Annotated in this window: 11 protein-coding genes; 4 read left to right on the forward strand and 7 right to left on the reverse strand. The window is 39.3% G+C overall.

Annotated features, from left to right (window positions below; all coding sequences use genetic code 11):
- From HRT50_RS08820 to yceD, 3 genes are all read right to left on the reverse strand, one after another.
- The coding region (locus HRT50_RS08820; protein WP_367238865.1) for a phosphate acyltransferase at positions 1 to 626 on the reverse strand (626 nt) is incomplete at its 3' end.
- Positions 627 to 666: 40 nt separating this feature from the next.
- Complete coding sequence (rpmF, locus tag HRT50_RS08825; protein ID WP_011043108.1) at positions 667 to 837, reverse strand: 50S ribosomal protein L32; 171 nt, start codon at positions 835 to 837, stop codon at positions 667 to 669.
- A gap of 48 nt (positions 838 to 885) precedes the next feature.
- Positions 886 to 1398 carry a 23S rRNA accumulation protein YceD gene (gene yceD / locus HRT50_RS08830; RefSeq protein ID WP_291613533.1) on the reverse strand — a complete coding sequence of 171 codons (513 nt, stop codon included), beginning with the start codon at positions 1396 to 1398 and terminating at the stop codon, positions 886 to 888.
- Positions 1399 to 1592: 194 nt separating this feature from the next.
- Here yceD and HRT50_RS08835 point away from each other — a divergent pair, with 194 nt between their 5' ends.
- Positions 1593 to 2192, forward strand: coding sequence for a nucleoside triphosphate pyrophosphatase (locus HRT50_RS08835; RefSeq protein ID WP_291613535.1), 600 nt, complete (start codon positions 1593 to 1595; stop codon positions 2190 to 2192).
- Between the two features lie 100 nt (positions 2193 to 2292).
- Here HRT50_RS08835 and HRT50_RS08840 read toward each other — a convergent pair whose 3' ends face one another.
- Positions 2293 to 2970, reverse strand: a complete 678-nt coding sequence (locus tag HRT50_RS08840; protein ID WP_291613538.1) for an HAD-IA family hydrolase — start codon at positions 2968 to 2970, stop codon at positions 2293 to 2295.
- Positions 2971 to 2975: 5 nt separating this feature from the next.
- Positions 2976 to 4157, reverse strand: a complete 1182-nt coding sequence (gene rluC / locus HRT50_RS08845; protein ID WP_291613539.1) for a 23S rRNA pseudouridine(955/2504/2580) synthase RluC — start codon at positions 4155 to 4157, stop codon at positions 2976 to 2978.
- A 691-nt stretch (positions 4158 to 4848) separates the two neighbouring features.
- On the opposite strand from rluC, the gene rne reads away from it, so the two are divergent.
- The 3 genes from rne (at position 4849) to HRT50_RS08860 (ending at position 9772) form a co-directional block, all read left to right on the forward strand.
- A complete protein-coding gene (gene rne / locus HRT50_RS08850) occupies positions 4849 to 7974 on the forward strand; it encodes a ribonuclease E (protein ID WP_291613541.1) in 3126 nt (1041 codons plus the stop codon).
- A 345-nt stretch (positions 7975 to 8319) separates the two neighbouring features.
- Complete coding sequence (locus HRT50_RS08855) at positions 8320 to 8754, forward strand: DUF4339 domain-containing protein (protein ID WP_291613543.1); 435 nt, start codon at positions 8320 to 8322, stop codon at positions 8752 to 8754.
- Positions 8755 to 8833: 79 nt separating this feature from the next.
- Positions 8834 to 9772: a DUF4339 domain-containing protein gene (locus HRT50_RS08860; RefSeq protein ID WP_291613545.1), complete on the forward strand. Its 939-nt coding sequence runs from the start codon at positions 8834 to 8836 to the stop codon at positions 9770 to 9772.
- 152 nt (positions 9773 to 9924) lie between these two features.
- On the opposite strand, the gene HRT50_RS08865 is transcribed toward HRT50_RS08860, so the two are convergent.
- Together HRT50_RS08865 and edd are read right to left on the reverse strand one after the other, a co-directional pair.
- Positions 9925 to 10572 carry a bifunctional 4-hydroxy-2-oxoglutarate aldolase/2-dehydro-3-deoxy-phosphogluconate aldolase gene (locus HRT50_RS08865; RefSeq protein WP_291613547.1) on the reverse strand — a complete coding sequence of 216 codons (648 nt, stop codon included), beginning with the start codon at positions 10570 to 10572 and terminating at the stop codon, positions 9925 to 9927.
- Between the two features lie 180 nt (positions 10573 to 10752).
- Positions 10753 to 12564 (reverse strand): phosphogluconate dehydratase, encoded by a 1812-nt coding sequence (gene edd, locus HRT50_RS08870; protein WP_291613549.1) that lies wholly within the window; start codon positions 12562 to 12564, stop codon positions 10753 to 10755.
- Between the last annotated feature and the right edge of the window lie 74 nt (positions 12565 to 12638).

Below are 12638 nucleotides of genomic sequence, written 5' to 3' on the forward strand. Positions count from 1 at the left end.
GCGGCAAGTTTTATATGATCGCTGCCCTTAATGGCTTCTTCACCAATGTTGAGTAAAGCAATGCGCGGTTTAGTAATGCCATCGACTTGCTCGGCCATTACTGAGCCCATAACACCAAATTGGTATAATACATGAGAGTCACAAAAGACATTGGCGCCTAGATCAAGCATAAAGACATGTTTATCTTTATCATGGGTAGGTAGGGATGAAATAAGTGCTGGGCGTTCGACCCCGGGTAAGTTCTTTAAGACAAAGTGTGCCATTGAAAATAGTGCACCGGTATTACCAGCACTGACACAGGCTTGTGCACGCCCGTCATGAACGAGATCAAGCGCTTTACGCATTGATGAATCTTTTTTAGTACGCAAAGCCACAATAGGTTTATCGGTCATAGAGACGACTTGTGAAGTAGCGAAAATACTTAATTGTTTATGAGTAGTTAATTTTTCTTTAGAAATATGGAGACGAGCAAGAGTTTCTGTAATGATGAGTTCATCACCACAAAGAATGAGGTGCAATTTAGGCTGTTGCTTTATCGCCATTATTGCTGAAGAAATTGTTATAAAGGGGCCTTGGTCGCCCCCCATAACATCTAACGCGATGGTTAGATTAGTATATAAGCTCAAGCGCGAAGCCTAAACTATTTTACTATAACAAAGTAATCGCTTAAACAGCGATTACTTTAACGCCTTTGTAAAAGCCATCAGCCGTTATATGGTGACGACGATGCGTTTCACCTGATACTGGATCTACTGATAAGTTTTCTGGTGTAACTGCATCATGTGAACGGCGCATGCCACGTCTTGAACGAGACTTTTTGCTTTTTTGAACTGCCATGAGTTTCTCCTAAATCGGTTATTAGTTAAAGGGCTGTATGCTTATTAACTACTTGAATTGTTTTAATACATCAAATGGATTTGGCTTCTCAAGCTCTTCTGGCAATTCACCCCAAACTGAATCAGCATCTGCTGGACAGTCTCGAATTTTATGCCGTGGAATTAATGGAAGAATAAGCATGAACTCTTCTTCTATTAATTCGCGTAAGTTTACTTCACCATTTTCATCTAATTCTACTACGTCATAATATGACGGAATTTTTTCAGCGGCTTCCTCATTTTTGGCCGGACTAAAAGTAAACTCTACTTTAAGTTTATGGTCAAAATTTTCGTTACACCGCTGACAAGTTAATGCAACTAATGTCGAGCTCGTACCTGACATTACTGTCAAACCACGTTCATCGACATCAAACTTAACACTAACTTTGACTTCATCGCTTCGGCTTTCGCATTCAGCAAGTAATCGAGTCATATCTGACAATTTAAACGCACCTTCACACACAAGTCTGCGCTGTGCACTACGGGATGGGCTAATTGTTATTGGAAGTTTAAGATTCTGCATAAGCCGCGCATATTATAGTCCCTATAGGCAAGTGTCAAAAGAAAATTGCACTATTTTGTTTAAAAGCTCAAGATAGCTCCAATAATAGTAATAATTGCTTAATAATTGTTTATTTAGACAACGTTTGTCATTTAAATAATCAATTGCGTTAACTTTACCTGCTCAACTCATCATTCTCATTTTAAAGGCTCAATATGAAAACCTTAGTGCTAGGCTCTACCTCTGTATTTCGTAAAACCATTTTAGAAAAACTGCAATTACCGTTTAACTGCGCAAAGCCTAATATTGATGAAAGTGCTCAGCAAGGTGAATCACCACAGGCTTTAGTTGAGCGCCTTGCCATTGAAAAGGCAAAAGCGGTTACCGCACAGTACCCAAGTGCTTTAATTATTGGTTCAGACCAGGTAGCGGTATGTGAAGGAGAAATTATTGGAAAACCCCATAATTTTGACAATGCGGTTATACAATTAACTAAATTTAGCGGTAAAAGCATTACCTTTTATACGGGGCTTTGTGTCTATGACAGTAAAAAAGATACTGTGGCGGCTTTAGTCGAGCCCTTTATCGTGCATTTTAAACCATTAAGCCTAGAGGAAATCACTAATTACCTTCAAGCCGAGCAACCTTATAACTGCGCTGGTAGCTTTAAAAGTGAGGGTTTAGGAATATGTTTATTTAGTCGACTTGAAGGTGATGATCCAAATACTTTAATAGGTTTACCCTTAATTAAGCTAGTTGCCTTATTAAAACAACAGGGTATCGATGTATTGGCCGAGCAAAACAAGATTCATTAATAGAGTATAGAAATGATAAAGGCAGTCCCCTTAGGGGCTGCCTTTATATTAGGTGTCATTGCAGATACTCGTGCATAAAATCATAAGGCGTTAGCGGCCCCTAAGCAGGCAGTAATAACTGCTGCAACTCTGCCAAAGAGTCAACAATGGCTTTTGGTTGATAACGGTTTAATACCTCTCTATCATGCACTCCTAAAGTGATACCAATCCTATCAACTCCCGCTGCTTGCGCCATTTGCATATCATAACTAGTATCACCAATCATAACAGCCTGCTCGGGTAAAATGTTCAGTTCTGTCAATAGACTTAAGACCATTTGCGGATCAGGTTTTGACCGCGCTTCATCGGCACAGCGTGAGGCATGGAAGAAGTGCTCAGTTTGGCTATCACAAAAAACCCGTTGTAAACCTTGCCGCCCTTTACCTGTTGCTACCGCAAGCAGTGTATTATTATCCTTAAGCGCAGTTAGCAGTGACAGTGCATTATCAAATAAAGGGGCTGGCGGATTATCACCCTCGACATATTGATATTTATATTGACTGAGCATCGCGGTCAATTGCGATTGGGAGCTATGCGGAAAGAGAATATCCAATGCGATAGGTAAACTTAAGCCAATGATCTCTTTTACTTGCATTGCTGTTGGCATGTCTAATTGACAATGATGTGCAGCGGCTTGCATTGCCGAAACAATACGAGCAATGGAGTCCATCAAGGTGCCATCCCAATCAAAGATAACTAATTTATATTTAGGCTTATATTCAGGCATAAGGTCAGGCATAGCGTTTATTCTTTTACCAGTTTAGATAACAATCGCTCTAAACTTGCCTCTAATGGTGCTTCAATTTTCATGCGTTGCTCCGTTACAGGGTGAGTAAATTCAATACTCGCCGCATGTAAGAATAATCGCTTTAAGCCTTTACTCTTCATTTGCTCATCAAAGTCTTCATGACCATACTTAGCATCCATGGCAATGCAATGACCACTCGTTTGACAATGAACGCGGATTTGATGTGTTCTTCCTGTGACAGGAAATGCCCTTACTAAGGTTGCACCGCGATAACGTTCTAACACCCTAAAGCGTGTTTCTGACTCTTTACCGTGTTGGTTATCAACAACGACAACACGCTCACCTGACTTTAAGTCATTTTTCTTCAACGCTTCGGTAACACGTGTCAACTTAGTTGGCCAATGCCCTTTAACTAAGGCGTGATAAAATTTCTGTACATTTTTATCACGAAACTGCTCATGTAAACTGCGTAAGGCCGAACGTTTTTTAGCGACAAGTAAACAACCTGATGTATCTCTGTCTAATCTGTGTACCAATTCTAACATCCGCGCTTCTGGTCTTAACGCACGTAATGCTTCAATTAAGCCAAAACTCAAACCACTACCGCCGTGTACTGCCATACCGGAAGGTTTATTAATAACAATTAATCGGTCATCTTCAAACAGTATTTGCTTTTCTAAATTAGCAACAATACTTAATCCCGTAGAAACAGCATCTTTTTGTTCAGAAACTCTAATCGGAGCAATACGTACTTCATCATTAATGGCTAACTTATAAACTGGTTTAATTCGTTTTTTATTAACCCTGATTTCACCTTTACGCATAAGGCGATAAAGATGGCTTTTAGGCACGCCTTTAAGGGTTCTTAATAGAAAATTGTCGATACGTTGCCCTGCATCTTCATTATCTATAGTGATATAACGCACCTTAGGCCTTTCCACTTCTTCTGCACTTTTAATTTGCGCAGTATCTTCAACAGGTTTTTTTTCATGCTGGATCTTTTTTACAACAGGTTTATTTGCTTGTTGTATCTTTTTTATAGCAGGCTTATTTGAATGCTTTATCTTCTTTACAACAGATTTGTTGGCATGCTGTGTCTTTTTTACAACAGGACGTTGTTGATGGTTTGATTTATTTTTATTCACGTGATTAGCTTTTTGAGTGTTTATTTCTTTCATAACGGCAGTTTAACACATTTTATTTAGCGAATAATGTAATTAACTTCCTTTATTATTAGCTAATAAGTAAAGATAGTGGGATAATATAAGGGTTATTAGTTGATATTTAACGCTAACACCGTATTAACTAGCCTTATGAAAAAATCAACACAGGCTAATCAACGTAACAATTTTAACCTTAGAAGCTTTAAAGAGAGACGTAAGAGGCAAATTGCGGCCACATTTTTATGCGAAATTATATTTTGTTAATTGCAACAAATTAGCGTTAACTAAATAAAAATACGACATATTGATAGTACGGCCTATTGTATTAATTGACACAGTAAATGATCACTATTGATTATTTAACCGTTGTAGATTGTCAAAAAAGCATAAACAGTTTTAACATCTTGATTTTAATTTGTTATCAGCCCAGCACCATAAAGCAATTATTATAAAATAATACCGGAGCGATTAAGCTGGTATTTTGCACAGCACACACGCTGAGCACATAAAGAAATAAATTAGCATTGCCTAGCTAACGTTAAGGCGATGATATAAAAACAATCAGAATTTATAACAGCTTAACTTGGTTTAATGACAGGTTAACCGTGACAACCGTGAGGTTGACAAACTGCTGTTAGCAGAAAAACAGATTGCTTTGTGTCTTAAGCAAATGGTGTGTTGTGACTAAAAATGAGTCCGACAAACTATGAAACGTATGTTAATTAACGCTACCCAATCTGAAGAATTGCGCGTAGCACTAGTAGATGGCCAAAAACTTTACGATTTAGATATTGAAAGCCCTGGTCACGAACAAAAAAAATCTAATATTTATAAAGCAAAAATCACCCGTATTGAACCTTCATTAGAAGCAGCTTTTGTTGATTATGGCGCTGACCGCCATGGTTTCTTACCAATGAAAGAAATTGCACGTGAATACTTCCCTAAAGGCTATACCTTTCAAGGCCGCCCAAACATTAAAGAAGTGTTGCGTGAAGGCCAAGAGGTCATCGTTCAAATAGATAAAGAAGAACGTGGCCAAAAAGGTGCTGCACTTACTACATTTATCAGTCTCGCCGGTAGTTACCTCGTTTTAATGCCAAATAATCCTCGTGCAGGTGGTATCTCACGTCGTATCGAAGGTGATGAACGTACCGAATTAAAAGATTCTTTAAGTAAGTTAGAATTACCTAAAGGCATGGGCTTAATCGTAAGAACCGCGGGTGTTGGTAAAGATTATGACGAATTAGCTTGGGATCTCAGTGTACTTTTACACCATTGGCAAGCAATCAGCGATGCAGGAAAAAGTCGCCCTGCCCCTTTCTTAATCCATCAAGAAACAAACCTTATTTTACGTGCTATTCGTGACTACTTACGTCGTGATATTGGTGAAGTATTAATTGATCGCCCTAAAACCTTTGAAAGTGTTAAAAAACACATTGAAGTGGTTCGCCCTGACTTCTTAAACAAGATAAAGCTTTACACCAGTGATGTACCTTTATTTACTCATTACCAAATTGAAACTCAAATTGAAACAGCTTTTCAGCGTGAAGTACGTCTACCTTCTGGCGGTTCAATAGTTATTGACCCAACAGAAGCGATGACATCTATTGATATCAACTCAGCGCGTGCCACTAAAGGTAGTGATATTGAAGAAACTGCTTTTAATACCAATTTAGAAGCAGCTGAAGAGATTGCTCGTCAATTACGTTTACGTGATTTGGGCGGCTTAATCGTTATTGATTTTATCGATATGACTCCGGTTCGTCACCAGCGTGAAGTGGAAAATAGAATGCGTGATTCTGTTCACCAAGACAGAGCCCGTATCCAATTAGGTAAAATATCTCGCTTTGGCTTGTTAGAAATGTCTCGCCAACGATTACGTCCTTCTATTGGTGAAACTAGCCAAGGTGTATGTCCACGTTGTAGTGGTACCGGTCATGTACGTGGTGTTGAGTCTTTAGCTTTATCAGTATTACGTTTAATGGAAGAAGAAGCCATTAAAGACAATACCTTGCAGGTACAAGCACAAGTACCTGTACCTGTTGCTACCTATCTATTAAATGAAAAGCGCCGCTCAGTTATGCATGTTGAAAAACATCATAATGTCAGAGTTTTGATCATTCCTAATCCACATATGGATACTCCGCAATACGAAGTGCTGCGTGTTAAGAATGATGAAACCGTCGTTGAAGCAAGTTATGAATTACCGGTAAAAGAAGCTGAACTTGAAGAAGCTAAAATGCCTAAGTTTGATAAATCTGCAGCGAAGCGTGACGAACCGTTAATTCAAGGAATGACAGCGCCGACACGTGCTCCTAGACCTAGTGACAAGGCAGATAAAGCTGACGACACTACAATAGCAAAGCAAGAGAAACCTAGTGGCTTCTTTGCTTGGTTGAAGAAGCTTTTTGTTGCTGAAGAAGTTGTTGAAGAAGTTAAAGAGAGCAGCCCAGTTGATAAGCCTAGACGTTCTCAAGGTAGACGTGACAGTCAACAAGGTAAACGTCGTAACAGTCGTGGTGGCAACCGTAATCGCAATGACCGTACTGAACGAAATGATCGGAATGATCGAAACAGTGATAGTTCTGCTACTCACTCGACCAACAGTGCTAATGAATCAAGAAGTCCTCGTCCTGCACGTGCTGACGAACAGACTAAACCGAAGAGACAAGCCCGTAAAAATGACAACCTAGATAAAGATAATGTTGTTAAAGAAGAGAAAAATACTGAACGTCGTCAACGTAGAACGAATCGTAAAAAAATACGTATTCAGTCTGCAGATAAAGCTACCGAGTCAGCAGAATCTTTAACAGCCGTTAAAACGACTGATAATGCACAGCTTAACAAGCCAGCGGTAGACGTCGAAGTTAATGTCGAAGTAAATAATGAAGACAGACCACGCAATAGACGTTCACCTAGACACCTAAGAGCAAATGGACAACGTCGTCGTCGTAATAACAGTACTGAGAATAATGCTGAAGCTTCACCAGTAGGGCAAGCATTGACCGCTGAGCCGGTACCTACCGATGAATCAGTAGCAGCGCGCTACCCTGTGACTGCGGTTACAGAAATAGCAGAACAACAAACGGTAGAGACTACTACAAATGAAGTTAAAGTAACTACTGAAGAAGTTGTTAAAGAAGCTGTCGTTGAACAAGTGAATGCTGCGCCCGTTGCAACAGCTGTTGAAGAACAGTTAAGCACTCCTGTAGTAATAGATACGCCGAAAACCGAAGAAGTTTCAACCGCTGCGGTTGCTGAGCCAGTAATTGAACCAGTAATTGAACCAGTAATTGAACCAGTAATTGAAGCTAAATCAGTGACTGAAGTTCAGCAAGAGTTACCTTTAGAGCAACAAGAATATATTGCTACGACTAAAGAAACTTCACCTGAAGTGAAAACAGAAGTTGTCGAAGCTACTGTTGAAACTAAAGTTGAATCAGTGGTGGCAAATCAAGCTACTCAAACTGTTGAGCCAGAAACGGCAAGTATTGTTACTCCGGTAGCTATTGCGACTGAAACAGCCGATACCAACACCAAAGCGCCAGAAGAAAAGGTTGAGGTAAAATTTAAACCCGCTAAGAAAACAGCTCCTGTAGCTAAAAAATCGGCTCCAAAGGATAAAAAGCTAGCGAGACAAGTGAAGAAAGCAAATCGCCTTTCTGGTCGTGCAACGGCGCCAATGACAAAAACAGAAACCATCACTACCATTAAAGACATACCAACAAGCTTTATGGCTGATAACGAGCGACTAGCTCATCAATCATCAGGTAGAACGGCTATCACGGCTGATGTTGTGAACCGTAGTAGCGCGCAGGCAACTAAGCCTTAGCAAAACACTTGCGAAAAATATAAAGCCAGTTATAAAGTTTATAACTGGCTTTTTTTTGTCTACATTTCCGCTGATTTAATCACAATAATTATTATTCAATTAAAGCAAAAAGGTATGTTAATTATGCCTTTAAAATAGTACATTTATATTACAAGCTATATGGATGGTAATCTAGAAAGGTTATACAGGACTATAACTTAGCATTAACAAAATAGCTTGACTGTTGGTCTAGGCTAACGTTAAATAGTTAAATAGTAGAAGACCAGCTGTTCATAAATGATATAGGTCATAATTGTTACCTAGTGGATAGTAAGGTAACGGATAAAAAAGAGAGTAATAATTATTATGAAAAAATGGTTTTTTTCTGACAATGGTGAAGTAACAGGTCCTCTAGGGCTAAAAGAGTCAAACGATTTAATTGCTAAAAATCCAGATTTATATGCTTGGCACCCTTCTTATACTCATTGGGTCCCGGTTAGTTGTATTAATGAATTTGAAAGCACTATCACCCCTCCTCCTCCGCCAATAGAGATCCCGAGTGACCTTATTGATGATTTAATTGGTGAAGAAAAAGAATTAATTACCACCTTAGAACGTATAGATAAAACGATTAAAACGACTTCCGACTCTTTATATGAAATAGATACTGACTTAGATAATTTTGGCCAAATTGCTCATAATTTAACGGAAGAAGTTAGAGTGGTAGTTAAGACCATTGAAGAGCAGTATGCCTCTCTACAAAAGAACCTAGCTAACGTAATTAAAACTGATTACTCATAACTGAATATTGTTTAAGTAATAACAAAGTAGTTCATCAGATTAATTATAAAACTAAAGTTAACAGATAAGAGTATTTACAATGAAAAAATGGTTTTTTTCAAATAATGGCGAAGTAACTGCCCCATTAGACTTAGATGCAGCAAAAGATTATTTAGCCAGCAACCCCAATGTATATGGCTGGCACCCTTCATTTAATCAATGGAAGCCGGTCAATTGTATTAGTGAGTTTGTCGACGTACTACCACCAACAGTACAAGCGCCATCAATTCCAAAAGAAATTTCTGACAAATTTTTAGCTAAAAAACAACGCTTAGAAGCAAAGTTAACCTCAATTGACGACAGTATTAATCACAGTCAATCATCTTTAGGTAAATTTGAACAACAAATTGCCGACTATAAAGACTTAACGAAAAACTTAAATGATGATGTTAAAGGTGCTATCGATAACATCGAGAAAAAATACAAAAGTTTAAGCCGTAAGCTATCGCAAGTTAAAGACGCGGTGCATATTGCAGAAACAGAAATGTCTGAAGTTGTTGACGACTTTGCACATAGAATGAGCTCTAATGACATTTTTATGCCCTCTTGTAATCAAAGTACAGCGATGCCACAAGACTATACAAGTACAGCATTAGCCGACAGTGCTCATGCAAGCAAAGCCAAACTTGCTCAACAGAAATTAGCAACACCTCACAGACGCGAAACTAAGGTTGAAGAAGCGGCAATTGCAGTACAAGAGCCGGTAAAAGCGCCTGATAAGAAAGAAGTTAAACAATCGGCTAAGAAAACAGAGAAGCCCGCCAGCAAATCACTTTTATATGACACATACGAAGCCAATCACTCACCTAAAGACAGCTTCAATGGCATGAAAAATATGATGAAGTCGGTATTTAAAGGCGATAATAAAGTAGACAAGATTGAAAAAGAACAGAAAGTAGAAAAAGTAGAGGCAAAGAAAGCTAAAGATGAGCCTTTATCAATGGCTGAACGTTTAAAAATGGCACAAAACAACCAATAAAATCGTTACAGCTTTAGTAATAATATAATTATGAGCAGTCTTTAAAACGACATCAAAAAAGCCAGTCATTATTCAGCATGACTGGCTTTTTTAATTCTTATTAAGCAGTAAATATTTACCGATAAAACTAAACGTTTACATTTATGGCAAGGCTATTTTACATGCGCTAATGCTTGTTTAGCTAATTTAGTAATTTCAGACCAAGCCTTATTCTCAACGATATCACTTGAAACTAACCATGACCCCCCACAACAAACAACATTAGGTAAGGCTAAGTAGTCACGAACATTATTTAAATTGATGCCGCCGGTTGGGCAAAAACGAATGTCAGGGAAAGGTCCGCCAATTGATTTGATAGCATTTACACCACCCGATGCTTCGGCAGGGAAAAATTTCAAGTGGTCATAACCATAATCAGCGCCGTCCATAAGCTCTGAAATTGAAGATATACCTGGAATTAGCGCAATATTACCTTCATTACCCGCTTGTAATAAATCCTTAGTTAAACCTGGGCTAATCGCAAATTTAGCACCCGCATCATAAGACTGTTGTAACTGCTGGCGATTAGTTACTGTACCTGAGCCGATGATTGCTTCTGGCAACTCTTTAGCAATGATACTAATCACATCAAGCGCAGCTGGTGTGCGTAAGGTCACTTCTAACACCTTAACATCCGCAGCTAATAATGCTTCCGCAATGGGCAGCGCTTCTTCAACGTTATTGATTACGAGTACAGGAACAATTGGTCCCATGTTGAAAAGGTCCTTTGGCATAATTTGCCAATTTCTTGATACTGTCATAAATCCTCTTTATCTTTCATTGCGAGCCTTACCCTATAGATAAGTATCACTAGATTCTTTTTAATTATTATCGCTAAACACTATCAAAGTGTGTTTAGCGAGTACTTGTATTAAACTTTTTAGCTGAAATGGCAGCAGTTAATGCGGTCATTAATTGTGGGTAACTTTCTTTAACTGAACCTAATCAAATAAAGAACAGGCTCCGGTTTCAGCTGAACTTAAATTACGGCGCATAAAGCCAAATAACTCACGCCCCATACCTTCATGATGACCATTAACTTGAAATATTGCCGTCTTGCGATTGGCTAATTCCTGCTCATCAACAAGCAATGTTAACTCACCTGTTTCACCATTGAGGTTAATCATGTCGCCGGTCTGAACCTTAGCAATCAAACCACCGTCAAGTGCCTCAGGGCATAAATGAATGGCTGCAGGTACCTTACCTGAAGCGCCAGACATACGTCCATCAGTAAGAAGGGCTACTTTAAAGCCTTTGTCTTGCAGCACGCCTAACAATGGCGTTAATTTATGTAATTCAGGCATACCACGTGCTTTAGGGCCTTGGAACCTGACTACGGCAACAAAATCTTTTTCGAGTTCACCGGCGTCAAATGCCGCCTGTAATTCATGTTGATCTTCAAAAACAACCGCTGGAGCGTTAATGACAAAGCTGCCCTCTCTAAGTGATGACGTTTTAATAACAGAAACACCTAAATTACCTTTCATCACGCGTAAACCACCATGAGAACTGAATGGCTTAGCAACGGTGGCAATAATTGCATCATCAAGTGACTTTTCAACGCAATCAACCCACTTAAGCTGTCCATTATCTAGAATAGGTTTCTTAGTGTATCGAGTTAAACCGCGACCACAGATGGTTTCAACATCTTCGTATACAAGTCCGCCTTCAATGAGTTCACGGAACAGTAACGCCATACCACCAGCTTCTTGGAATTGATTGATGTCAGCATGGCCATTAGGATAAATGCGTGTTAATAAAGGCACGCTTTCAGAAAGGTCATTAAAATCTTGGAAGTTAATAATGATGCCAGCCGCTTTAGCAAAAGCAATAATGTGCATGACCAAGTTCGTTGAGCCACCCGTTGCTAATAAGGCAACAATTGCGTTAACAACTGAACGTTCATCTACCATTTTACCAATCGGCATGTAGTTACCCGACTGCTGGGTTAAACGTGTCGCCTGACGAGCAGCAGCTTTTGTTAATTCTTCACGAAGCTGGGTATTAGGTGCAATAAAAGAGGCTCCTGGTAAATGTAAACCCATCACTTCAACAACTAACTGGTTAGAGTTTGCTGTGCCGAAGAAAGTACAAGTACCGGCAGAATGATATGATGCAGATTCAGCCTCAAGTAACGCTACCTCATCTACTTCACCCTTAGCATGCTGCTGACGCACACGGGCTTTTTCTTTGTTTGGTAGACCTGAAGGCATGGGCCCCGCAGGAACAAATACAATAGGTAAATGCCCAAATGTCATACTTGCGATCAGTAAACCCGGGACAATTTTGTCACAGATGCCTAACATTACTGCACCATCAAACATATTGTGTGACAAACCAATTGCTGTAGCCATTGCGATAACATCACGACTCATTAAGCTCAAGTCCATGCCCGGCTGCCCTTGTGTTACACCATCACACATGGCAGGAACACCCGCAGCAACTTGTGCCACGCCACCGGCATCTTTAACTGCCGCCTTGATAATATCAGGGTATGCCTGGTAGGGTTGATGGGCACTAAGCATATCGTTGTAAGAGGTGACAATAGCGATATCTGAGTGTTGAATGCCGCGTAACGATGCTTTATCTTCTTTACCACAAGCAGCAAACCCGTGGGCTAAGTTACCACATGATAAACCTGCACGATGTACTGTGTCTGATTTTGCCGCGTCAATTTTTGCTAAATATTGAGCACGTGTTTTAGCACTACGTTTTATGATTCTATCGGTAATATCTACTATTTGCTGTTTCATTTACTCTCTCAACTTATATACTTTTAATTTTATTTAATACTTAAACTTATACCAATTTCATTAAATTACGGCCC

It is taken from the genome of Colwellia sp., from assembly GCF_013215345.1.
In the GTDB taxonomy this organism is placed as follows: domain Bacteria; phylum Pseudomonadota; class Gammaproteobacteria; order Enterobacterales; family Alteromonadaceae; genus Colwellia.

Excerpts from the sequence above, each read along its gene's own strand:
- edd (WP_291613549.1), bottom strand. The coding sequence starts at position 12,564 with ATGAAACAGCAAATAGTAGATATTACCGATAGAATCATAAAACGTAGT.
- HRT50_RS08840 (WP_291613538.1), bottom strand. The coding sequence starts at position 2,970 with ATGCCTGACCTTATGCCTGAATATAAGCCTAAATATAAATTAGTTATC.
- rpmF (WP_011043108.1), bottom strand. The coding sequence starts at position 837 with ATGGCAGTTCAAAAAAGCAAAAAGTCTCGTTCAAGACGTGGCATGCGC.
- HRT50_RS08865 (WP_291613547.1), bottom strand. The coding sequence starts at position 10,572 with ATGACAGTATCAAGAAATTGGCAAATTATGCCAAAGGACCTTTTCAAC.
- rluC (WP_291613539.1), bottom strand. The coding sequence starts at position 4,157 with ATGAAAGAAATAAACACTCAAAAAGCTAATCACGTGAATAAAAATAAA.
- yceD (WP_291613533.1), bottom strand. The coding sequence starts at position 1,398 with ATGCAGAATCTTAAACTTCCAATAACAATTAGCCCATCCCGTAGTGCA.
- rne (WP_291613541.1), top strand. The coding sequence starts at position 4,849 with ATGAAACGTATGTTAATTAACGCTACCCAATCTGAAGAATTGCGCGTA.
- HRT50_RS08855 (WP_291613543.1), top strand. The coding sequence starts at position 8,320 with ATGAAAAAATGGTTTTTTTCTGACAATGGTGAAGTAACAGGTCCTCTA.
- HRT50_RS08860 (WP_291613545.1), top strand. The coding sequence starts at position 8,834 with ATGAAAAAATGGTTTTTTTCAAATAATGGCGAAGTAACTGCCCCATTA.
- HRT50_RS08835 (WP_291613535.1), top strand. The coding sequence starts at position 1,593 with ATGAAAACCTTAGTGCTAGGCTCTACCTCTGTATTTCGTAAAACCATT.